The 23171-nt window shown below is 72.9% G+C and carries 15 protein-coding genes; 9 read left to right on the top strand and 6 right to left on the bottom strand.

Annotated elements, in window-relative coordinates; all coding sequences use genetic code 11:
• Positions 1-110 precede the first annotated feature (110 nt).
• Positions 111-2432 (top strand): transglycosylase domain-containing protein, encoded by a 2322-nt coding sequence (locus DB32_RS36250; RefSeq protein WP_157069814.1) that lies wholly within the window; start codon positions 111-113, stop codon positions 2430-2432.
• Positions 2433-2480: 48 nt separating this feature from the next.
• Positions 2481-4958: an efflux RND transporter permease subunit gene (locus tag DB32_RS36245; protein WP_053237235.1), complete on the top strand. Its 2478-nt coding sequence runs from the start codon at positions 2481-2483 to the stop codon at positions 4956-4958.
• On the opposite strand, the gene DB32_RS36240 is transcribed toward DB32_RS36245, so the two are convergent.
• From DB32_RS36240 to DB32_RS36225, 4 genes are all read right to left on the bottom strand, one after another.
• The gene (locus DB32_RS36240) at positions 4959-5870 is read right to left on the bottom strand and encodes a hypothetical protein (RefSeq protein ID WP_053237234.1); all 912 of its coding nucleotides are present in this window, start codon (positions 5868-5870) and stop codon (positions 4959-4961) included. It lies immediately after the preceding gene.
• Positions 5870-6931 carry a hypothetical protein gene (locus DB32_RS36235; protein WP_053237233.1) on the bottom strand — a complete coding sequence of 354 codons (1062 nt, stop codon included), beginning with the start codon at positions 6929-6931 and terminating at the stop codon, positions 5870-5872. Before DB32_RS36235 ends, DB32_RS36240 begins: the two co-directional genes overlap by 1 nt.
• Before the next feature lie 39 nt (positions 6932-6970).
• Positions 6971-8005 carry a VWA domain-containing protein gene (locus DB32_RS36230; protein WP_053237232.1) on the bottom strand — a complete coding sequence of 345 codons (1035 nt, stop codon included), beginning with the start codon at positions 8003-8005 and terminating at the stop codon, positions 6971-6973.
• Positions 8006-8136: 131 nt separating this feature from the next.
• Complete coding sequence (locus DB32_RS36225; RefSeq protein ID WP_053237231.1) at positions 8137-10662, bottom strand: FG-GAP repeat domain-containing protein; 2526 nt, start codon at positions 10660-10662, stop codon at positions 8137-8139.
• Between the two features lie 250 nt (positions 10663-10912).
• Between DB32_RS36225 and DB32_RS36220 the strand changes: the two genes are divergently transcribed.
• The 4 genes from DB32_RS36220 to DB32_RS36205 all read left to right on the top strand — a co-directional run bounded on the left by DB32_RS36220 (position 10913) and on the right by DB32_RS36205 (position 16440).
• On the top strand, positions 10913-13033 hold the full coding sequence (locus DB32_RS36220) for a sensor domain-containing diguanylate cyclase (RefSeq protein ID WP_053237230.1): 2121 nt from the start codon (positions 10913-10915) through the stop codon (positions 13031-13033).
• 492 nt (positions 13034-13525) lie between these two features.
• Positions 13526-14611 carry an OmpA family protein gene (locus DB32_RS36215; RefSeq protein WP_053237229.1) on the top strand — a complete coding sequence of 362 codons (1086 nt, stop codon included), beginning with the start codon at positions 13526-13528 and terminating at the stop codon, positions 14609-14611.
• The gene (locus DB32_RS36210) at positions 14608-15735 is read left to right on the top strand and encodes a hypothetical protein (RefSeq protein WP_053237228.1); all 1128 of its coding nucleotides are present in this window, start codon (positions 14608-14610) and stop codon (positions 15733-15735) included. The genes DB32_RS36215 and DB32_RS36210 overlap by 4 nt, the downstream gene beginning before the upstream one ends.
• 30 nt (positions 15736-15765) lie before the next feature.
• Positions 15766-16440, top strand: coding sequence for an alpha/beta fold hydrolase (locus DB32_RS36205; RefSeq protein ID WP_053237227.1), 675 nt, complete (start codon positions 15766-15768; stop codon positions 16438-16440).
• Here the strand turns inward: DB32_RS36205 and DB32_RS36200 are convergent.
• The gene (locus tag DB32_RS36200) at positions 16427-17032 is read right to left on the bottom strand and encodes a Type 1 glutamine amidotransferase-like domain-containing protein (RefSeq protein WP_053237226.1); all 606 of its coding nucleotides are present in this window, start codon (positions 17030-17032) and stop codon (positions 16427-16429) included. The two genes, DB32_RS36205 and DB32_RS36200, sit on opposite strands and share 14 nt — an antisense overlap.
• Positions 17033-17039: 7 nt before the next feature.
• Positions 17040-17537 (bottom strand): MOSC domain-containing protein, encoded by a 498-nt coding sequence (locus tag DB32_RS36195; RefSeq protein WP_053237225.1) that lies wholly within the window; start codon positions 17535-17537, stop codon positions 17040-17042.
• A 69-nt stretch (positions 17538-17606) separates the two neighbouring features.
• Between DB32_RS36195 and DB32_RS36190 the strand changes: the two genes are divergently transcribed.
• The 3 genes from DB32_RS36190 to DB32_RS36180 all read left to right on the top strand — a co-directional run bounded on the left by DB32_RS36190 (position 17607) and on the right by DB32_RS36180 (position 23153).
• Entirely contained in the window at positions 17607-21167 is a 3561-nt protein-coding gene (locus tag DB32_RS36190; RefSeq protein WP_157069812.1) for a hypothetical protein, read from the top strand.
• Between the two features lie 66 nt (positions 21168-21233).
• A complete protein-coding gene (locus tag DB32_RS36185; protein WP_053237223.1) occupies positions 21234-21704 on the top strand; it encodes an aminoacyl-tRNA deacylase in 471 nt (156 codons plus the stop codon).
• Between the two features lie 117 nt (positions 21705-21821).
• Positions 21822-23153 carry a spinster family MFS transporter gene (locus DB32_RS36180; RefSeq protein ID WP_053237222.1) on the top strand — a complete coding sequence of 444 codons (1332 nt, stop codon included), beginning with the start codon at positions 21822-21824 and terminating at the stop codon, positions 23151-23153.
• The last annotated feature ends 18 nt before the right edge of the window (positions 23154-23171 follow it).

Genomic DNA, 23171 nt, shown 5'->3' with positions numbered 1-23171 from the left:
TCTTCGAAGCCCCGTGCTGCCCAGCGCAGCACGGGGCTTCTCCTATTCCGTCGTCTTGCACGCGCTCGCGCCGCTGGGCTCGATCCGAGTTCCGTGATAGGCACCGTCGCGTGAAACGCGGTCGAAATGCGGCCGTCGTCGCAGCAGTCGCGGGGGGCGTTCTCGGGGCTGGTGCGCTTGGCGGCTGGCTGGCATTGCCCGGGATCGTGCGCGAAGAGGTCGTCGCGCGCGCCGAGCAGCGCGGGCTTCGTTGCTCGGTTCGCGACACCGACGTCGGGCTCGGCTCGATCGTGCTGCGCGGCGTCGACCTGCACGATGACGCCGGGCTGCTGCGGGGGAGCCTCGGAGAGCTCGAGATCGTCGGTGGGCTCTTCGGGCTCGCGACGAGCGGACTGGACGCAATCGAGCGCGTGGAAGTGCGCGGCGGCGAGGTCGTCGTCGATGCGAGCGCTCGGCGGAAGTCGCCGCAGGAAGCTGGCGCGGGGGACGGTGGCCCGGTTCGCGTGCTGCCCGCGATCGCCGCGCGCGACGTGCGCGCCGTGTTGCGTGACTCGCGCGGCGAGCTGGGGAGCGGCGTCGTCGAGGTCAGGCGTGATCCCGCGGGTGGTTTGGAGATCGTCGCGAGGGACCTGGTGCTCGGGGCGGGCACCTCGGAGTCCACGACGATCGGCGAGCTGAGGGTCGTGGCGAGTGGCTCGGTGCTCGACCGCGTCGAGGCACGCGATGTCGTGGTCGAGGTTCGTGACCGCGAGGGCGAGGACGACGAGGGGCTGCTCGCGCGCGCTCGCGCGTTGCGGGGCGCGTCCGACGAGGAGAGCGGGGCACAGGAGGGCGCGGGCGCAGCAGCCGGCGCGTTCGGGTTCCTGGGCGAGGCGTTCGAAGGGCGCGTCCAGGGGCTGACCGTGCGGCGGAGCACGGCCGACGGATCGCGCGACGTGCTCACGAACCTGTCGCTCGACGTGCGCCGGGACGGCGCGGATGCGTTCCGCACGCGCGGCGAGGGCGCGCCCGATCACGGTGGTCGGCTCGGATGGGATCTGCGGGTCGAGCCGCTGTCGTTACGGGCGGTCGGGTCGATCGAGCTGCGAGACGTGGCGGTGGCGGTGGTCGAGCCCTTGCTGCCCGACGCGCTGCCGCTGCATCGCTCCGAGGACGCGCGGCTCGAGGGCGCGCTCACGATCGAAGGTGCCGGCGACGCGCTGCACGCGACCGGGCGGCTCGCGGTGCGGGATCTCGCGCTGCAATCGGAGCGCATCGCGCCGGCGCCGATCGCGGGGATCGCGCTCGAGCTCGAGGGAGAGTCGACGTTCTTGCCCGAGCAGCGGCGCCTGGAGATCGCGCGGCTGCGGGTGCGCTCCGGGGCTGCGCACGTGGACGTCTCCGGTGCCGTGGAGTGGGCCCCGGACCACTATCTCTTCGACGTCCGCGCGGAGATGCCGGCGACGCGCTGCAACGACGCGATCTCGGCGATTCCGCGCGATCTGCTGCAGGAGATGGCTGCCTTCTCGCTGACGGGGTCGATCGGGGGGCGTATCGAGGCGCGGGTCGACTCGCGCGATCTCGATGCGACGCAGCTGAGGATCCGGGTCGCGGACGGCTGTCGGTTCGAGATGGTGCCGCCGCTCGCGGATCTGTCTCGCTTCGACGCGCCGTTCGTGCATCGCGTGGAAGAGCCGGACGGGGCCGTCTTCGAGATGACGACCGGGCCGGGGACGCCCGAGTGGACGGCGATCGCGGACATCAGCCCCTTCATGCTGCATGCCGTGCTCGGGCACGAGGACGGCGGGTTTTTCCGGCACTCGGGGTTCTCGCCGTCGTCGATCCGCGAGGCGCTGGTGCGGAACCTGCGCGCGGGGCGCTACGTGATGGGCGGCTCGACCATCTCGATGCAGCTGGTGAAGAACGTGTTCCTGCGCCGCGAGAAGACGCTCGCGCGGAAGGTGCAGGAAGTGCTGCTCGTGTGGTGGATCGAGAGCGCCTGGCCGAAGGAGCGGATCCTCGAGCTCTATTTGAACGTGATCGAGTACGGGCCGGGCGTGTACGGGATCCGGAACGCGGCGCAGCACTACTTCGGAGTGCAGCCGTCGGAGCTCTCGCCCGCGCAGGCTGCCTATCTCGCGACGATCCTGCCGAACCCGAAGGCGTACCACTCGCACTGGGAGCAGGGCGCGCTCCCGAGCTCGTGGGCGTCGCGCGTCGCGCGTTTCATCCGCACGCTCGGAGAGCGTGAGCGCTTCGATGCGACCGCGGTCGACGAAGGGGTGCGCGAGGCGGAGTCGCTCCAGTTCCATCGCGGCGGGGAGCCGCCTCCGGTTCGCGAGTTCGCGGGGCGGACGACGCCACTCCCGATCTCGGGCGCCGCGAACGAGGTCGTCTGGGACGAGGCGCTCGACGGAATGGTGGCGGAGGAGCCGGTCGACGAGTACGAGTAGGCACCCGATGACGCTGCGAGCCGACGGTGCGACGAGCGGGGCCGATCGGTGAGCGAGGCGCGGCGAACGGGAGAGCGGATCGTCGCGATCGTGCGGCACCGCGGCGTGGTGCGCGCGATCGTGTTGATTGTCGCGGCGCTCTTCGCGCTCGCGATCCCGCGGCTCGAGATGCGCTTCGCGCCCGAGGAGCTCGTCGCGGGCGACGACGATGCGGCACGTGATGCGGCCGCGATCGCGCGCGACTTCGGCGCGCAGGAGCAGGCGCTCGTGGTGCTCGTCGAGGCGGACGACGTGCTCGCGCCGGACGTGCTCGCGTGGTCGCACTCGATGGCGCGATTCCTCGAGTCGCAGCGCGGCGTGATGCGCGTGGAGAGCCTCGGGACGACGCCGCTGCCGCGACCGACGCGCGACGACGAGCTGACGCTCGAGGCGCTCGATGACGTCGAGGACGCACAGCGCGTGCGCGCGGAAGACGCGATCACCGCCGCGGTCGCCAGCGATCCCGAGCGTTTTCCTGCGGGCCTCGCGTCGCTCGCGGAGCGGGGACGCGGGCCGGTGGAGGTCCGTCCGATGGTCGCGGGAGATGCGCCGACCGAGGTCGAGCGCGCCGCGATCGAGGCGCTCGTCGCGTCGAGCGGGCTCTTGCGCGGGCGGATGATCAGTGAGGACCGGCGCGTGACCGTGATCGCCGCGGTGCTCGGGTCCGATGCGAGCGAGCGCGACGCGGAGGCGCTCGTCGCGAGCACGAGCGCGCGCATCGCCGCGCAAGCGCCGCCTGCGGGCGCGCGGGCGCGGCTGGCGGGACTGCCCGCGATGCGCGTGTCGATGATCGACGCGCTGCGGACCGATCAAGTGCTGCTCGTGTCGCTCGCGGTGCTCGGGAGCTTGCTCGTGTTGATGCTCGGGATGCGCACGCGCGGTGGCGTGCTCCTCCCGATGGGCACGGTCGGGATCACCCTCGCGATCACGATGGGCGGGATGGCGCTCGCGGGAGAGCCCATCAACCTGCTCACGAACGTGATCCCGCCGTTGCTCGTGACGATCGGGCTCGCGGACTCGCTGCACCTCGTGATCCGCTACCGCGAGGAGCTGCGCGAGGGCGCGCCCGACGCGCGCACCGCGGCGTCGCGGATGCTGCGGCACATGTGGCTGCCGTGCTTCGTGACGTCGTTCACGACGGCGGTCGGGTTCGGCGCGCTCGTAGTGCAAGGAACGCCGATCCTCGTGCGATTCGGCGCGATCGCGGCGATCGCGAGCATGACGTCGTACTTGGTCGCGATCGTGTTCGTCCCGGCGTCGCTGCCGTCGTTCCCCGGAGAAGCGAAGGTGTCGCTCGAGGCGGGGCGCATGTCGCGCGGGCTCGATCGCGCGATCGTGCTCCTCGCGCGCGCGAACGCGCGGCATCCGCGGATGACGATCGCGGTCGCGTCGGTGCTGATGATCGTGTCGCTCGTGATCGCGCGTGGGGTCGTCGTCGACAGTCGTCTGCTCGATCAGTTCGGCGTTGGATCGGAGATCGCGCAGGTCACGCGCGTGATGGAAGAAGAGCTCGACGGCGTGCGCGAGCTCTCGATCGCGCTCGACGCGGACGACGGGCGCTTCGCGACGCCCGAAGGGATCGCGCAGCTCGAGTCGCTCTCGCGATGGCTTCGCGATCAGGAAGGCGTGCTGCGCGCGACGACGATCGCGGACTGGCTGCACGAGTCGTGGGTGCTCGTGACCGGAGAGGAGACCGCGCGCTCCGAGCCGTTCCGCAGCGATGCGCAGGTGCGCGCGCTGCGTGCGTTGCTCGCGTCGGGCGGCGTCGATCCGCTCGATGCGTTCGTGACCGACGACGGACGGCGCGCGCGCATCGAGGTGCGGCTGCTCGATCACGGCGCGCGGCGGACGCTCGCGATGCTCGAGCGGTTCCGCGCGCGAGCAGACGAGATCGACGGGGCGCGTGTGAGCTTCGGGGGCGAGGCGTGGATCGCGTCGCGCGGGCTCGAGCGCATCGTCGCGGCCCTCGGCGGGCTGGGCTCGGCCGTCGTCGTGATCTTCTTCGTGATGACGCTCTTGTTCCGCAGCGTGCGGCTCGGGCTGCTGAGCATCCCGCCCAACGCGCTGCCGCTGGCCATGACGCTCGCGTACATGGTGCTGCGAGGGATCCCGCTGCACGCCGCGACGGTGATCGTGTTCACGGTGACGGTCGGGCTCGCGGTCGACGGCGCGACGCACGTGATCGCGCGGTTCCGTGAGCAGCACGCGCTCGGAGGGACGCCGGAGCAGATCCTGCTGCGCACGATGGAGACCAGCGGGCGCGCGGTCGTGCTCTCTGCGCTCACTCTGTTGCTCGGGTACGGCGCGCTGCTCTTCAGCGCGTTCGAGCCGATCCGGCTCTTCGGCGAGCTCTCGTTCGTCGCGATCGGCGGCGCGCTGATCGCGCAGCTGGTGCTCTTGCCCGCGCTGCTCGCGGTCGGCGTGCCGCGGGAAGGGGCGCGCGCCGCGGGTGATGCGCTAGCGAGCGAGCGCAGCGTCGCGGAGTGATCACGCGCGCCGGAGCGAGGGCGCGCGGAGGATGCGATCGCAGGTGAGGAACCGGCCGCCGACCCAGCGGTCGTAGGCGCGGACCTCGAGCACGTCGCGACCCGCGAGGACCTGATCACCGAGCGCGGTGCGGCGCACGCGCGCGAAGCGCATCGAGATCGGGCCCTCGAGCTCGAGCTCGATCAGCTTCGTCGGCTCGTCGTCGTCGTCCTGATCACGAGGGTGCTTCGCAGGACGGTGCTCGGCGAGCTCGAGAAGCCGTCGCCAGAGCACGACATCTCCGACGCGATTCGCATCGTCCTGCGAGGCGAACACGCGACTGACGACGGGCACGACGCGCGTCCACTCGCTCCCGACCGCGTCCAGCAGGCGCACGTCGACGAGGTCGAGCCCGCGCGCGTCAGGCAGGAAGTCGCGCATCCGCGCACAGAGCTCGGCCCACGGGCGCCGTGCCGGTGTGACGGACGCGATCGGAAGCGTCAGCGCATCGTCATCGCGCGCGATGACACGCCGGAGCGCGCGGAGCGGCTCGAGGTCCTCCGCGATCGCCTGCGCGTCGCGCACCGCGCTCACGACGACCTCCGCGGGCGCGAACACGGGGACCACCGCGAGACGCACCCGCTGCACGTCGCTGCCCCGCTGCGTCATCGCGTCGATCCACCAGAGTGACGCGGCGAGGCTGGTGAGATCCTGCCTGGCGAGCAGCACGACGTCGTCGTCGAGCAGGCCCTGGTGCTCGTCGAGGACGTCGAGGTCACTCGGCAGCCCCGCCGCCTGCCTCAGGAGTCGCTCGACGTTCGTGTCGACGTGCTGCGGACCGACAGTGAAGAGGTCGTAGAGCGGGCTCGCGTACTCGAACGGCAGCTGGCCGTCCGCCCCCACCAGCCCGTGCTGCACGACCCACGTCGTCATCAGAGCCCCACGCGGCCGAGGATCGAGAGCGCGAAGTCGCCTTCGCCGGGCCACACGTCGAGCGTCGCGACGAACGCTGCTGCGAAGAACGTCGCGCTGCTCTCGATGCGGATGCCGACGGTCGACGGATGGTCCTCGGTGCTCGTCACGCGCACCGGCACGCCGACGCCCAACGACAAGCTCGGGATGAGCACCATGCCCCAGCTCGCGAGCTCGACCTGCGGCGTGACGATCGCCTGCTCCTCGAAGTCGGTGTCGACCGCGACCGAGACCAGCACGAACTCGCCGAGGCCGATCTCGTAGCCCACTCGGCCGCGCACGCCTGCGTCGATCGTGCCGCCGAGCGCCAGGAACGGGCCTCCGTGCCGGAAGAAGTCGCCGCGGCTGCCGCGCGTGAGCTCCATGCCGATGCGGCGCGGCGCGTTCTCGCGCGGCGACTCGTACGTGAGCACGCGCGCCTCGTCGGTCGCGCGCAGATCGGCGCCCGGGTGCCATCCCTCGGGCACGCGCACCCGCACGTGCGTCGGGCCGATCGACGCGAACCGCAGATCGTCGGGGCGCACCCACACGAAGCCGCGACGCACGCGCACCCACGGCGTCGCGAGCAGCGGATGGCGCGCGTAGAGCGCGTCGAGCGACTCGAGCGGTCCCTGGACGCCGCTCTCGCCCGCGACGTAATTCCAGTCGAGCGTCAGCGTCGCGCGCAGCTCGACGGTCGTGGTGCTCCCCGGCGCGACGACGACGGTGAGCGGGCGGATCGTCGGCAGCTCCGCGATCTCCGCGCCCTCCACGGTGAGGCGCGCTTCCGCTTCGTGCGGCCAGCTGAAGACGATCTGCGGGGTCTGCGCGGTCTCGCTCGTGTTCTCGAGCGTCCACGTCACGTGCAGCGCGCACTCGAGCTCGTCGGGCGCGCCGGCGGTGCAGTCGAGCTCGACCTCCTCGCGCGCGACCGCGACCTGCGTCGTGTTCGCGGCGCGCAGCGAGCCGGTGCGATCGTATTGCGCCTCGGCGACGGCTGGGAGCGACGCGAGGACGACGAGCACGGCGAAGGAGCGCGACACGCGCGCGAGTATGCACGCGTGTCGCAGCTCTGCGAGCGATCAGATGAGGATGACGTTGCAGGGGAACCGCGCGTCGATCGTCGCGCCGCGGCTCGTGAGGAACTCCTCGCACGCGTCGCCGAGGATCTCGATGTGCGTCTCGTCCACCGCGCGCCAGTCGGTGTTGCACTCGAGCTCGCCGCGGCCGGTCATCTCGACGACGCTGCCCGAGCACGCTTCCTCGGGATCGATGCGCCCCGCGAGCTCGAGCGTGCAGCTCACCTCGCCCGCGATGATCGAGCGCAGCGCGGTGCGCAGGCCGACGTCGTCGCCCGCGACCCAGTACGGCGCGTCGGCACCGCTCTCGCGACCGACGCCCGCGTTCGCCATGTCCTGCATGTGCGTCTCGGAGATCTCGCGGCCCACCGAGAGCAAGTACGTGCGGATGCCCGAGCGGAACCCGCGGCGGACCGCCGCGAGCGCCTCGGCCTGGCCGTTCTGCGGGTTCGGCTGCTCGCACGTGTCGGGCTCGCCGTCGGTCGCGAGGATGAAGATCGTCGGATCGGGATCGGGATCCGGGATCGCGAGGAGATCGTCGAGCAGCGCGTCGAGCGCGTCGCCGGTGGGCGTCTCCTGCAGCGGCCGCTCGTCCGCGTACATGTCGCGGATCGAGTCGAAGTTCATCATCGCCGGCGCGACGCTCGTGATGTGCGGGCACTCGACGGGCACGCTCGGGTCGTCGTCGAGCCCGGTGTAGAGCGCGATGCCGAAGCGCACGCTGCTCTCGAACTCCTGGATCAGCCCTTCGTCGTCGAGCAGCGCGTTGCGGAGCGCGTTCCAGCGATCGGTGCCGCCGAAGTTCTCGGTCATCGAGCCCGACTGATCGACCACCACGACGACCGTCGGCACCACGCGCGTGGTGCTCACCTGCGTGATCGCGCAGGTGCCGGGCGGGAGCGCGCCGTCGCGCGTCGAGACCACACGACCGTCGGGCAAGCGCGTGAACGTGCCGCCGTCGTCCGCGCCGCCGCTCGTGCCTGCGTTGCAGCCGGGGGCGAGCGGGAGAGCGAGCAGCGCAGCGACGATCGACAGCAAACGAAGCGATGAGGGCACACCGACCTCCGCGCGCCCTCTCTGCAGACGATGTGCCCGGATGATCACGCCGGATCATTCGGGAGCCAGGGCGCACGGAGCGTTCCGTGCGCCCCCCACGGCGCGCTCCGTGATCACCCGAAGCCGGGGCAGCGATCCATCGCGGTCGACGCGTTGTCGTCCTCGTTGCACTCGATGACGGGATCGGTCGCCGTCACCCCGTCGACGCGCACTTCGTACGCGAGGTCGGTGTCGAACGGCACGTCGCTCACCGTGATCGTGATGCGCTCGCTCGCGCCGGGGAGCAGCGGGCGCGTGGTCGCGCTGGTCGTGATCGTGCGCGCGGTCGGCGCGGTCTCGACGAACTCGACGGGCACGCCCGCGGGGACGCCGCGGCTGCCGGCGTTCGTGATCACCGCGCTCAGGCGGATGCTCGACGAGCCGCAGAGCGCGACCGCGTCGAGCGTCACCGTGAGGTTCGGCGCGTTGAACACGCCCGCGCCCTGCACGTTCTGGCGGTAGTTGTTGAGGCCCGGGGCCGTCCAGTTGTCGTCCTCGTTCGTCGGGATCGCGCCGCGATCGTCGACGTTGGTCACGTGGTACGCGAACTGGTTCCAGATCGGGCGCGTGCGCACCCAGCGATCGTTGGGATCGCCGAACGCGAAGATGCCGAACGAGCCGCTCCGGAACTCGGGCGGCAGCGCGGCGACGTTCGGCACGCCGAGGGCGGTGACCCACTGCGCGAGGCAGCCGTCGCGATCGCCCTGGTCGTTGTTCGCCGGGAGGACGATCTCGGAGTTGCCGTCGCGATCGACGTCGACGACCAGCGGGTACTCGAGGATCGTGCGCGACGAGTTGGGGCGCGGCGTGGCGAGCAGCTCGCGCCCGTCGCGTCCGTCGTAGACGTGCAGGAAGCACTCGTCGTTGTAGACGACCTCGGCGACGCCATCGCCCTGGAAGTCGAAGACGCTCGAGCCGGTGAGCGAGCTCGAGATGTCCTGGGTGCGGCGCGCCCAGCGCAAGAACGCGCTCGGCGAGTCGTCGCAGGTGTCGCCGGGCATGTCGGCGCGCGTGCAGTCGCCGCCGCTGCGCGGGCGCGTCGCGTCGGGCAGGCAGTCGGGATCGTAGACCGCGTAACAGCCCTGGCCCGCTGCCGCGACCTCGGGCATCCCGTCCCCGTCGAAGTCGGCGACGGTGGGCGCGCCGCCGTTGCCGCCACCGGGGATCGCGACCGCGCTGCCGAGCCACGTGCCGCCCGCGCCGACGAGCACCGCGCCCGTCGCGCCGTCGCGCACCGTGATCGTGCCGCTGCGGATCGTGATCACCTCGGGGTCCCCGTCGACGTCGAGATCCGCGACCGCCGCGAGCCCGTGCTGGGGCGTGCCGCTCGCCGGCCAGAGGCGCGTGCCGTCGATCCCGTACGCCGCGCCGCCGCTCGTGAGCTCGAGCTCCGGATCGGCGTCGAGGTTCGCGATCGCCGGGCTCGCGAACTGCTGCCCGGGCTCGCCGCACGCGCCGCCGTCGCCGCGGGTGCGCAGCGTCCAGCCCGCGCCCATGCGCTCGAAGCTCATCACGTGACAGCCCGCGGCGATCTCGGGCACGCCGTCGTGATCCATGTCGGCGATCGACGGGCCGCTGCGCGACGACGCCGCGCTGCCGGTCGTGATGCGCGCGAGCTCGGTCGTGCCGTCGCCGTCGAGCACGCGAAGCCCGCTGCCGCGCAGCTTGTAGACGACCTCGAGCGCGTCGTCGGCGGGGTCGAGGTTCGCGAGCGCCGCGACGCTGCGGGGCTGCGGGCCGTCGGTCGGGCCCACGCTCCAGAGCAGCGCGCCGGTGCCGCCGTGGATCGCGACGAGCACCGTCTCGTCGTCCAGCGGATCGCCTTCACCCTCGACCGGCACGCCGTACACCGCGACCACGACGTCGGGGATGCCGTCGCCCGACACGTCGCCGACCACCGGCGTCGCGCCGACGTTCTGGTAGCGGCGACCGCCGACGTCGACGCCCTGCCAGTGCCACTCGACCTCGAGCTCGACGTCCTCGAAGTCCGGGCGCACCTCGCAGAGCGGCGGCGCGGGGTTCGCGAGGCAGCGGCCGATCGTCGGCTCGCAGTACGTGCCCTCGTCGAGGCAGTCGTAGTCGTCGGCGCACGTCGCGCCCGGGGTCGCGCACGCGTCCTCGACGCAGACCTGGCCCTCGTCGCAGCACGTGTCGAGCGCCTCGCCGCAGAGCGCGCGACCGGCCTCGCACGAGGCCGCGCACACCACGCCATCGAGGCAGATCTGGCCCGCCTCGCAGCACACGAGGTTGTTGTCGCCGCAGCGCGTGTTCTCGCAGACCGGCGCGCACACGAAGCCGTCGACGCACTCCTCGCCCTCGGCGCAGCAGACGCGGCCGCCGCGGCACTGGCGCTCGGGCGCGTCGGCGCAGCTTCCCGCGTCGCCCCCGGGGACGAAGCCGTCGGGCAGGGCGCCATCGGCGCGCGGCTGACAGGTGCCGTCGCGGCAGGTGAGATCGCCGCGACAGTCGCTCGCGCTCTCGCACGGGTCGCCTGGGCCGCCGGGGCCTTCTCCGGCGCAGTCGCAGCCGGTCGCGAAGAGGAGCGAAGAAGAGACGAACAGGAACGAGAAGAGCGCCGAAGAACTACCGCCGATGCGCATCGAGCCTCCGCCGCCGAATCTATCAGAGGCTGATTTTCCAAGGGGGCTCCGCCCCTTTCGAGCCCGGCCGCCGCGTTCGGCGCTGCGCGGGGCCCCTACGCCCCCTTGCGCTCGTTCGGAGCGCCCGTGTCGAGCCCGCGCTGCGCCCCTTGCTCCCGTGCGGACCGCGGTTCCCTCACCGCGCCATCTCGTCGCGAGCCCGGTTTTTTGACCCCGCACGTGCCGATCCGGTACCCGACCGTGACCCCCGATGTCCTCGCTGGTCCACGCCGCGCTGACCATCCGCCGCACCGCGCGCGCATCGTTCGGGCTCGTCGCCGCGGGCGCGCTGATCGCGCTCGATCTGCTCGGTGTGTTCCGCGGTGCGCTCGACGTGGAGCACGGCGTCGTCGCGGCGGCGTTCGCGGCGATCGCGATCACGCGCGGCGTCGCGCGGTGGAAGCTCGAGCAGCAGGAGCGCGAGGGCGCGCACCGCGAGACGATGCTGCTCGAGCTCGAGCTCGGGCTGATGCTGCTCGCGGGCACCCACGCCGCGGTGCAGGCGCTCGGTGGGCTCGAGGGCCCGCTCTATCCGATGGTCTACGTGGTCGTCGCGTTCCTCGCGGCGTTCGCGAAGAAGCCGATGGGCACGGTGCTGGTGCTCGCGGCGATCGCGCTCGAGGGCGCGATCTGGATCCTCGGCGAGCCCTTCGTGCCGGCGCGCACCGTCGCGCTGCACGCGCTCTTCGTGATGTTCTTCGGGGTGCTGAACCTGCTCTTCACGCGCGCCGAGATCGCGCGGGTGCGCGAGCGCAGCAAGAAGGAGCGCGCGGAGGAGCAGCAGAAGGCGCAGGAGGACGCGCGGCTCTTCCGGCTCGTGGCCGCGCCGAGCGCGGGCAACAGCGAGGAGCACGACGACGAGCGCATGTTCCGCTCGAGCGTCGAGGAAGTGCGCGACGCGCTCTATCACGTGCTCGATCTGCTCAAGCGCTCGCTCGAGCTGCACACGTGCATCCTGCTCTTCAGCGATCCCGATGGGCGGCTGCGCATCGTCGAGCTCGTGACCGACAGCGACGACGTCGCCGACGGGCCGTTCGACGCGGGCGCGGGCGCGGTGGGCGCGGTCGCGAGCCGCGGGCTCACGATGAACCTCGAGCACGTGAAGCCCGGGTACAAAGGGCTCTGCTACTACCGCTCGCCCGCGCTGGTGCGCGCGTTCTGCGGCGTGCCGGTGATGGAGAACGGGCACCTGCGCGGCGCGCTGTGCGCGGATCGTGTCGACGATCGGCCGTTCACCGCGCGCGAGGAAGAGCTGCTCAAGAGCGCGATCGGCCAGGTGCTGCGCGCGCTGACGAACGAGCGCGTGTTCGTGCAGCTGCAGCGCAGCAAGCGCGAACAGGCGGTGCTCTTCAAGGCGTCGCAGGCGCTCGGCGGCGCGCTCAGCGAGGACCAGGTGATCGAGGCGGGCCTCGGCGCGGCGACGAGCATCGCGCGCTACGACTTCGCGGCGATCACGCGCTGGGACGACGAGAAGAAGCAGCACCACGTGCTGCGCGCGGTGGGCGAGGGCAGCGAGACCGTGAGCGGGCTGGCGTTCCGCGACAACGCGTCGCTCACCGCGATGGTCGTGAAGAACAAGCACTACCTGCCGTACCGCGGCGAGTTCGATGCGCGGCAGCAGACGCTCTTCACGACGAAGGCGAAGCTGCCCGAGCTGAAGAGCGTGCTCGTGCTGCCGCTCGTGGTGCGCGAGGACGCGATCGGCACGCTCGCGGTCGCGGCCCAGCGGCCCGATGCGTTCCCCGACTTCACGCGTCCGACGCTGCAGGTGCTCGCGAACCAGATCGCGATCTCGCTCTCGAACGCGCGCGCGGTGAAGCGCCTCGAGGAGATGGCGACCACCGACGGTCTGACCGGCTGCCTCAACAAGCGGGCGTTCCTCGAGGAGCTCGACGCGAAGATGCGCAGCGCCGAGCGCTTCAAGCGGAAGCTCTCGCTGCTGGTGACCGACATCGATCACTTCAAGAGCGTGAACGACACGTACGGGCACGCGACCGGCGACGTGGTGATCAAGGCGCTCGGCCAGCTGCTCATGAAGATGAAGCGCGAGACCGATCGTGTGGCGCGCTTCGGCGGCGAGGAGTTCTGCGTGCTCTGCGAGGAGACCGACACCGACGGCGCGGTGCTGCTCGCGGAGCGGGTGCGCGAGGAGCTCGGCAAGACGGTGTTCCAGACCGAGCTCGGCAAGCTCAAGGTGACGTGCTCGATCGGCGTCGCGACGTACCCGCGCGACGCGAAGAGCGGCGCGGAGCTGTTCGAGATCACCGACAAGGCGCTCTACGCGGCGAAGCGCGGCGGGCGCAACAAGGTGTGCACGTCGAAGGACGTCTGAGCGCGCGCGCGGCGCGCGCTGCGAGGGCGGGGGCGACGGCGACGGCGGGTGCGGCGGCGACGGCGGGGGCGACGGCGCGTCGGGCGGAGGAGGTCGCGCGATGCGCGAGCGAGGTCGCGCGAGGCGCGGGAGAGGTCGCGCGAGGCGCGGGAGAGGTCGCGCGAGGCGCGGGAGAGGTCGCGCGAGGCGCGGGAGAGGTCGCGCGAGGCGCGGGAGAGGTCGCCGTGCGCGTGGAGGACGTCGCGTTGCGCGTGGAGGACGTCGCGTTGCGCGTGGAGGACGTCGCGTTGCGCGTGGAGGACGTCGTGCTGCGCGTGGAGGACGTCGTGGGACGCGTGGAGGAGGTCGGGGGAACGACGGAACAAGTGCCGGAACCGACGGAGAATCTCGAAGGGGTCGGAATCGTGGCGGTTTCCGGTGGTATCAGGCGCGCGACGCGATGTGGGTCGGAGCACCGGGTGGAAACTCCGGGCGGCTACGACGACCGCGGGCATGGTGCGATGGCTTTGCGCGGGGCTCGCGCTCTCGGCGTGTGTCGTCTCGCGACCCGCGCTCGCCGACGACGTGGAGGCGCGCTGGGCGCTCCGCGGATCGATCTCGGGCGGACTGATGATCTCCGCCGATCAGCGCGACGTCCTCGCGCTCGACGGCGGGGGTGGGACGCTGCGGATCTCGGGCGCGGGACGGCCCTTCGACGGCGTCGACTGGCTCGAGGGCGAGATGAGCCTCGGCGGCTCGCTCGTCGGGCCGGGGGAGGAGCGGCCGGGCGGGGCGATCGACGCGCTGCTCGCCGCGCGCATCGCGCCGCGCATCGACGACGTCTCGCCGTTCGCGGTGATCGGGCTCGGCGTCGCGTTCACCGGGACGCTGATCCGTCCCGCCGCGTCGCTCGCGCTCGGCGCGGCGCTGCACCTCGACGACGAGCTCGCGGTGTCCGCCGAGGTGTCGCTCCTGCACGTGATGCAGAACGACGGGGTCGACCAGAGCGACGACGCGCTCTTCCTGAGCGCCGGGCTCGGCCTCTGGTGGCGACCGATGGTGCGCGCGCCCGAGCCGCCGCCGCCTCCCGCTCCGCCCCCGCCGCGACGCGTGCGGGTGCGACCGCCGCCGCCGCCGTCGCCGTCGCCACCGCCGCCGCCGCCGCCGAGCGAGGATCTCGACGCGCTGCTCGAGCGCGCGATCCCCACGCGCTCGCTCCACGTCGTCATGCTCGTGCCGCCGGTGCTGTTCGAGCACGGCGAGTCGGCGCTGACCGCGGCGGGCGAGGTCACGATGCACGACGTGCTCGAGCGCGTGATCGCCGCCGACCCGAGCGCTCGCATCGTGCTCCAGGGCCACGCCGACACGACCGGCACGCCCGAGGTCAACCTGCCGCTCTCGATGCGTCGCGCCGAGGTCGTCGCGCAGTGGCTCGTCGCGCACGGCGTCGATCGCGCGCGCATGGTGCTGCGCGGCGAGGGCACGACGCGCCCGCTGGTGCAGGGCGGGAGCGACGACGTCGCGACCCTCGCGCCCGATCGCCGGGTGACGATCCGGCTCGAGCTCGAGCAGACGCCCACCGAGGAGGGCGCGCGATGAGGCGCCTCGTGCCGCTCGTGGTGCTCGTGCTCGCGGGGTGCGACGCGATCGAGCCGTGGGTGTCGTCGCGCGTTCCGCCGGGCGGGCCGACGGACGTCCCGCCGTGCGTGCGCCTCGTCGAGTGCGCGATGCTCGACGAGCTGATCGCGGGGCACGTCACCGAAGCGGCGGATCCCGCGCCGCGATGTCGCGACGGGCTCGCTCCGACGACGTTCGACGTGAGCGAGGACACCCGGATCGACGCAGCGAGCGTCGCGTGCACCGAGCTCACGATCGAGGTCGCGCCGGGCGAGGCGCCGCTCGTGATCGCGCTCGAAGGAGCGTCGCTCGAGGACGCACACGTCGTGGTGCACGGAAGATCGCGCCCGGTCGAGGTGCGGCTCGAGGTGTCGCGGGTGGTCGACGCGACGATCGTCGGCGAGGGAGCGGTCGTGATCGCGACGGCGGGCGCCGAGCTCGAGCGTGCTCGCATCGAGGCGCTCGAGGTGCACGTCGAGGGCGGCGAGCACCGCGACGTGGCGATCACGTCGCCGCACGGCGTGCTGCGGCTGCGCGAGGCGAAGCTCGATGTCGCGCGGATCGACGTCGCGCACCTCGCGCTGGAGCGCGGTGCGATCTCGGACGGCGTCGTCCGCGCCACACGCGCCGAGCTGATCGGGGCGGACTTCGTCGACGCGACGCTCGCGATCGACGAGCTCGCCGCGGGTGGCGGCGACTGGCTGCGGAGCGAGCTCGCTCGGTGCGGCGATGCGCTGCTCAGCCGCGTGCACCTGGCCGCGTCGCGCATCGCGGCGTGCGAAGGGCGCGTGGTGCTCGACGAGGTCGAGGCCGACCTCAGCGCGTTCCGCGGCGATCTCGAGGGCGAGTGGGGGTACTACGCGCAGTGCGCGTTCGGCGGCACGACGATCGAGCTGCGCAGCCGCATCGCGGACAGCGCGCTGTGCGGGGTCGCGAGCCTGGTCGCGAACGACATCCAGTGCGTGCGCTGCGAGCCGGAGTCGCCGCCCGACGTGTGCGGCCTGGTCGACGGCGACACGTCGTTCTGCCCGGGGATCTGCGAGGCCGCGTGCGAGATCGGGACGCTGCGGTTCGGAGGGCAGGCTTGTCGCCAGGCGGACCGATGAGATCCTGCCGTCGGGAGCGTCTCTTCTCGCATGGCGACCTACGTGCTGATCCCGGGCGCGACCGGGGACTCCTGGTACTGGCATCGCGTGGTGCCGCTCCTGCGCGCTCGCGGGCACGACGTGATCGCGCCGGATCTGCCGGCGAGCGACGACTCCGCGGGGCTCGATGCGTACGCCGACGTGATCGAGCGCGCGATCGGGGACCGGCGCGAGCTCGTGATCGTCGGTCAGTCGATGGGCGCGCTGACGGCGCCGATCGTGTGCGCGCGGCGGACGTGCGAGCGCTTGGTGCTGGTGGCGCCGATGATCCCCGAGCCGGGCGAGACCGGGCACGCGTGGTGGTCGCGATCGGGACAGACCGACGCCGAGCGCGCGATGGCGATCGCCGAAGGGCGCGATCCCGATGCGCCCTTCGATCCGCTCGTGATGTTCCTCCACGACGTGCCGCAGGCGGTCGTCGCCGGGTCGGCGTCGCGCCCGCACGCGCAGTCGTCCCGTCCGTTCGAGGATCCGTGGCCGCTCGCGTCGTGGCCGGAGGTCGAGACCCAGGTGATCGCGGGCACGCGCGATCGCCTGTTCCCGATCGAATTCGTGCGACGGCTCGCGAAGGAGCGGCTCGGGATCGCGCCGATCGAGATCGACGCCGGGCACCTGATCGCGCTGGCGCAGCCGGAGGCGCTCGTCGCGCGGCTCACCGGCTCGTGACGATGTGCGACCGACCGTCGCCGTCGACGATCAGCGCCTCGTCGTCGCGCAGCGGGGTCAGCGTCCATCGGGCGCCGTGCTTCTGCTTCGCGACGTCGTGCAGGAGCGCGCGCTCCTCGCGATCGTGGTGCGGCAGCACGACGTGCTCGGTGAGGCCGAGCCCCTCGAGCGGCTGACCCTTCGCGGGCGCGAACGGGCTCGTCAGCACGTGGGGCTCGAGGCTCGGCCCGACGAGGATCGCGCCCGCGCTCACGCCGACGTACGGCAGATCGGCGCGCGTCTGCAGCGCACGATCGAAGCCGCTCGCGCGCGCCCTCGCGAGCAGATGGAACGGATCGCCGCCGGTCACGATCACGAGATCGCTCGCCGCGAGCCGCACCGCGATGGTCGGGTCGGCGTCGCGATCGAGCTCGACCGGGAGCAGCGAGAGCCCGATCGACTCGAGCATGCCCGCGAAGAGCGCGCGGACTCGCTCGCGATCCTCGAGCGGATCGGCCGCGGTGGGCACCCAGGCGGCGCGCCGGCCGCGCGCACCTCCGAGGAATTCCGGGAGCCCGTCGAGCGAGAGCGACGCGAGGAAGAGCCTTCGCATCGCGCGATCATCCCACGTACGAGAGCGCGCGCACCGGATCGCCGATCGCGATCTCGCCGCCCTCGATCACGCGCGCCGTGATCCCGCCGTGGCCGCGCATCGCGTGGAACGCGCCCTCGCCGAGCGCCGCGTCCATCTTCGCGCAGGGCTCGCACGTGCCGGTGCCCTCGAGGATCACGGCGCCGCCGATCGCGAACCGCATGCGCCGAAGCGCGATCAGGTTGACCCCGGCGACCACGACGTTGCGGCGCAGCAGCGCGGGATCGATCGCGCCCTCGCGGCCGAGCAGCCGCGCGATCACGTCGAGGTGCTCGGCCTGGATCAGCGTGACCTGGCGCTTGCCGCCCTGGCGGCGCGACACCCGATCCCGCTCGAGCCCGCGATCCGCGAGCACCCCCGCGCGCTCGAGCACCTCGATCGGCGCGCCGTGCTCGGGCCGGACGCCGATCCACGTCACCCGGCCGACCTGCGGGACGTTCTCGAGGCGCTCGCGAAGGGTCTCCATCCTGCCGGAACGTACGGGATCGGATCGATCTTGGCGCGGACCACCGGGATCGGCGACGATCGAATGTGGGTGACTGCGAGCACGCAGAGCGCAGCGAAGGATCGTCCGACGCTGCTGATGGTCGGGCACGGCGAGCCGATGGACGCCGCGCTCCGCGTCGCGCTCGATCGTCACGGCCTCTTCGTGGAGGAAGCGTCGACCGCCGATGCCCCCGGCGCGGTGCGCATGTCCGCGCCCGATCTCGTGCTGCTCGTGGGCGATGCGTCGAAGGACGGCGGGCGCACCGTGCTCGAGGCGCTCTCGCGCGATCCCGCGACGAGCGTGGTGCCGGTCGCGCTGCTCTCGGACGATCAGGGCGCGCTCGACAAGCGCGTGCTCGCGTTCCGCTACGGCGCGATCGCGGTGGTGCCCAAGACGCCGAGCGTCGACGAGATCGCGCGGCGCGTCGCCCAGCTCGCGCGCGAGCTCCCCGATCGCGATGCCGACGCGGCGGAGCTCGGGGAGGCGACGTTCGACGAGCTGGTCGGGCTCGTCACGCGCGAGCTGCGCAGCGGGATCCTCAGCGTCGGCCGTCAGGGCGGCGATCCGATGCGCATCGTGCTCGGCGCCGGGCGACCGGTCGCCGAGGCGGTGCAGGAGTTCGTGCAGCGCCTGCGCCCGCTCGTCTCGCGCGCGGAGCCGCTCGTCTACGAGTTCCACAAGGACGGCGCGGGCGGCGCGATCGAGCTGATCGATCCCGAGGGCCCGCGGCGCGCCGATCTGACGATCTTCCGCGGGCTGCGCGTGCTGCTCGTCGATCACGACCCGTCGCGCGCGGACGCGCTCGCGCAGGAGCTGCGATCGCGGGGCGCGACGGTCGCCGTGAGCGACAACGGCGGCGTGGGGCTCGAGCGCGCGGCGGGGCTCGATCCCGAGGTCGTCGTGATGGACGCCGCGGGGATCGACGGGCCGGGGTTCGAGGTCGTGCGGCAGCTGCGGCGCGACGTGCGGCTGCGCTGGGCGTCGATCCTGGTCGCGCCGTGGGACGAGCTGTGGCCCGATCCGCGCGGCGCGCCGGATGCCGAGCGGCTCGCCGAGAAGATCGCGCCGCTGGTCATGCACGATCGCGCGCTGCGGGAGCGCGCGGGGAGCGAGAGCGCGTTCGACGCGCGCCTCGAGGCGACCGGCCCGTGTCGGCTGCTGCGCGCGATCGCGGGCGCGCCCGGGACGTGCCACGTGATGGTCCGGAGCTCGAAGGCGGTGGTCGAGGTCGACCTCGCCGAGGGGCTCGTCGTCGGCGCGACCGGGACGCGCTCGACGGGCGAAGGCCTCGAGGGCACGCGCGCGCTCGCGGCGCTGCTCGCGATGGGCTCGGGGCGGGTGCACGTCGAGCAGCGGGCGCACCCCGCGACGGCGAACGTGATGGCGCCGGTCGACGAGGCGCTCGCGCGCGCGTCGCAGGAGTCGCCGCCGATCGCGCCCTCGATGCTGCCTCCGTCGTTCGCGGGGAGCGCGTCGTCGATCAGCAGCGCGCCGGGGCGGCGCCGGCCGTTCCCGAACGCCAGCGAGCTCGGGAAGGAGCTGATGCCGATCGGCGACTCCGGGCTGGACTCGGAGAGCGATCTGCCGGCGCCGATCGAGGCGGCGAGCGTCACGCGCATGTCGCAGAGCGTGAAGCCCGCCGCGCCCGAGGATCTGAGCTGGGGCGAGAGCGAGCCGCCGCGCCCGAAGCAGCCGGTGATCCCGCCGGCGAGCGCGCTGCCTCGCCCGACCCCGCGCGAGGCCGCGCCGATGACGGCGCGCCCGGCGAACGTGCCCCGCCCGACCGGCGCGGCGCCCGCGCGCGGCGCGGCTCCGGCGCGCGGTGCGGCCCCGGCGCTGCAGACGACGCTCAAGGGGCCCGCCCTCGCCGCGCCGCCGGCCGCCGCTGCTCCGGCGCGCCCGACCTCGGAGAAGCTCCCCACCGGCGTCCTGGGCGGCGCCGCGCCCCCGCCGCAGGCCCCGGCGGCAGCGCCGCGCCCGGGAGCGCCCAACGCGCGCAAGCAGACGCTGGTCATGGGCGTGATGCGCGGCTCCGGGCAGTCCACGCAGGGCATGCCCGCGGCGCGCGCGCCGATCGCGCCGCCCGCGAAGGCTCCGACAGCGGCCGAGCCGCCGCGCGCGCCCGTGGCGCCGACCGCGCCGGTGGTCGCCACGCCCGCGGCGACCACGCGCCCCGATGCGCCGGCCTCCGATCGTCCGCGTCGTGTGCCGACGCGCCGCGCGACGCTGCAGATGACGTCGTCCGAGCTGCCGCCGGCCGCGCTCGCCGCCGCGAGCCAGCCGCCGGAGAGCGAGCCCGAGTCGGGCGAGACGCGGCGCTCGTCGTCTCCCGACGTCGGTGATGCACGCAGCAGCGCGACGCTCGGGCGCATCGCGACCGCGCGGCGATCGACGGCGAGCGATCTGCGCGCGATCGAGCGGCGCGCCGTCGCGGAGGAGATCACGTCGCGCGGCGCGTCCGATCCGCGCATCGAGTCGCACGACGAGGGGACGGCGTCGTCTCCGTCGGCCGAGATGGACAGCGCCGATCTCGTCGAGCTGGGATCGTCGTCCAGTGAGCAGATCGCGCCGGAGACGCCGCGGGATCGGCCGCTCTCGGTGCATCCGGCGCCCGCCGGGGCGCCGAGCGCGCCTGCGGGCATGCTGACCGGGCCGCCGCCCGTCGCTCCGCCTGCGCCGCCGGCCGCCGCGCCGCCCGCGCCTCCGGTCCGGAGCTCGAGCCCGCCGCGCATCTCGAGCCCGCCCTCGCGCACGTCGTTCCCGCCCCCGCAGCGCCCGACGCCGGTGCCCCAGGCCACGTCGGAGACGGGGCGCGGCGGTGGTGCGATGCGGGTGCTCGGGTTCCTCGTGCTCGCGCTCGCGCTGATGACGGTGATCGGCGTGGTGGGGCTGATCGTCGCGCGGCGGATGGGCATGTGGCCGCCGCAGCCCGCGATCGTCGTCGGCGTCGGCGAGCCGACGATCGAGCCGCCGCCCGAGCCCACGCTGCCGGTGGCGGAGCCCGAGCCCGAGGCGCCGATCGTCGAGCCGCCCGCCGAGCCGCCCGTCGAGCCCGAGGCCGCCGCGCCTGAGGAGCCGATCGCCGAGCCGCCGTCCGAGCCCGCCGTCGCCGAGCCCGTCGCGGTCGAGCTTCCCAGCGAGCCGCCCCCTGCCGCCGAGCCCACCGCGGCCGAGCCCGCTGCCGCCGAGCCCGCTGCCGCCGAGCCCGCTGCCGCCGAGCCCACCGCGGCCGAGCCGCCCGCCACGTCGCCCGAGGACGCGCTCGCGCCGGTCGAGGGCGAGACCGCCGACGATCTCGTCGCGCGCGCCCGCTCGGCACCGCCCGCGTTCGCCGAGACGCTCTATCGGCGCGCCCTCACGCTCGACCCGCAGAACCACTACGCGATGGTCGGTCTCGCGCGCCTGCTCCTCGATCGCGGCGCGCCCGGCGACGCGCTCCCGTTCGCCGAGGACGCGGTGCGCCGCCGCGCGCGTCGTGCGCCCTATCGCATCCTGCTCGGCGACGTGCGCCGCGCGACCGGCGACGAGAGCGGCGCCCGCGAGGCGTGGGAGGCTGCGCTCGAGATCGAGCCCGACAACGCGCAGGCGCTGCAGCGCCTCGGCCGCTGAGCCTCCGGCAGGAGCGCGCGTTCCGTCGGTCCCGACCGGCTTCGACCCGCGCTACACCTCGCGCGAATGCCGAAGACGAACGCGTGCCGCGTGCTCGATCAGCTCGGGATGACGTACGAGCTGCGCGAGTACGACGTCGACCCCGACGATCTCAGCGCCGAGACCGTCGCGCAGAAGGTCGGCATGCCGCTCGAGCAGGTCTGGAAGACGCTCTGCTGTCGCGGTGACGGCAAGGACATCGGGTTCGCGGTGATCGCCGCGGGCACCGAGCTCGACCTCAAGGCGTACGCGCGCCTCGCCGGGCACAAGAGCGCGGAGCTCGTGCCGCTGAAGGAAGTGCAGCCGATCACCGGCTACATCCGCGGCGGCGTCACCGCGCTCGCCGCGAAGAAGCCGTACCCGGTGTGCTGCGACGAGACGATCGAGCTCTTCGACGTGATCAGCGTGAGCGCGGGCGTGCGCGGGACGCAGATCCTGATCGCGCCCGCGGACTACCTGCGCACGACCGGGGCGAAGGTCGGACCGATCGCGCGCTGATCGCCGCCGTGTCGCGCCGCACAATGCGGCGGAGCCGCGATTTTCCGGGCGCCCAACTCGCTGTTTGTGCAACGCAGCAAATCTCCGCTACCGTCAGGGCAGGGAAGAGGGGATGTCGTGAACCAAGTCCGAGTCGCTGCTCCGCAGCAGGCTGCGTCGCCCGCGTACCGCTACTACGTGCTCGCGGTCCTGACGCTGATCTACACGCTCAACTTCCTCGACCGTCAGATCATCGGCATCCTCGCGACGCCGCTGAAGGACGAGTTCGAGCTCTCCGACAGCCAGTTCGGCCTGATGGGCGGCCTCGCGTTCGCGCTGCTCTACTCGAGCCTCGCGATCCCGATCGCGTGGGCCGCCGATCGTGTGAGCCGCGTGTGGATCATGACCGTGGCGCTGACGATCTGGTCGGGCTTCACCGCGCTCTGCGGGCTCGCGGGCAGCTTCACGCAGCTCTTCCTGTGCCGCATGGGGGTGGGCATCGGCGAGGCGGGCGGCGTCGCGCCCGCGTACTCGCTGATCGCCGACACGTTCCCGAAGTCGCAGCGCGCACGCGCGATGGCGGTGTACGCGTTCGGGATCCCGCTCGGGACCGCGGCGGGCACGCTCGTCGGCGGGCTGCTCGCGGCGACGTACGGATGGCGCGTCGCGTTCGTCACCGTCGGGTTGCTCGGGGTGATCGTCGCGCCGGTGCTGCGCCTCTCGGTGCGGGATCCCGAGCGCGGCGCGATGGACGAGCGCGCCGCACCGAAGGAAGCGCCGCCGTTCGCCGAGGTGCTGCGGACCGTGTTCCCGAAGCGCAGCTTCTGGCTGCTCTCGTTCGGCGCGGCGTCGTCGTCGGTGTGCGGCTACGGCGTGGCCGCGTGGCTGCCGAGCTTCTTCATGCGCAGCTTCGAGCTCAGCCTCGCGCAGACCGCTTGGTATTACTCGGGCATCTCGCTGGTCGGCGGCGTGATCGGGATCTGGCTCGGCGGTGCGATCGCGGATCGCCTCGGGCGCCTCTCGAAGGCCGCGTATCCGCTGACGCCGGCGATCGCGTTCGTGATCTCGGTGCCGTGCTTCTTGCTCGGCATGAACTCGGCGTCGCTGATCCAGGCGTTCTTCCCCGACGCGGGCGCGAACGGCTGGCAGGCGCTCGCGATGGCGTTCGTCGTGTTCGTCGTGCCGACCGGGCTCAACCTCGCGTGGCTCGGCCCGGTGACGGCGGCGGTGCAGCAGCTCGTGCCCGCGCCGATGCGCACGACGGCGTCCGCGCTCTTCCTGCTGATCAACAACCTGCTCGGGATCGCGGTCGGCGTCTTCTACTTCGGCTGGATGAGCGACGTGCTGCGTCCGACGTTCGGCGAGGAGAGCCTGCGCTGGTCGATCTACACCGGCATGGCGTTCTACATGCTCTCGTCGTTCCTGCTGTACCGCGCGTCGCGCACGCTGCAGCACGACTGGGTCGACTGAGCTTCCCGGGGTTGCGCG

Source organism: Sandaracinus amylolyticus, assembly GCF_000737325.1.
Classification (GTDB): domain Bacteria; phylum Myxococcota_A; class Polyangia; order Polyangiales; family Sandaracinaceae; genus Sandaracinus; species Sandaracinus amylolyticus.
Note: the sequence above shows the minus strand (reverse complement) of the source record. Positions and strands in the feature narration are given on the sequence as shown.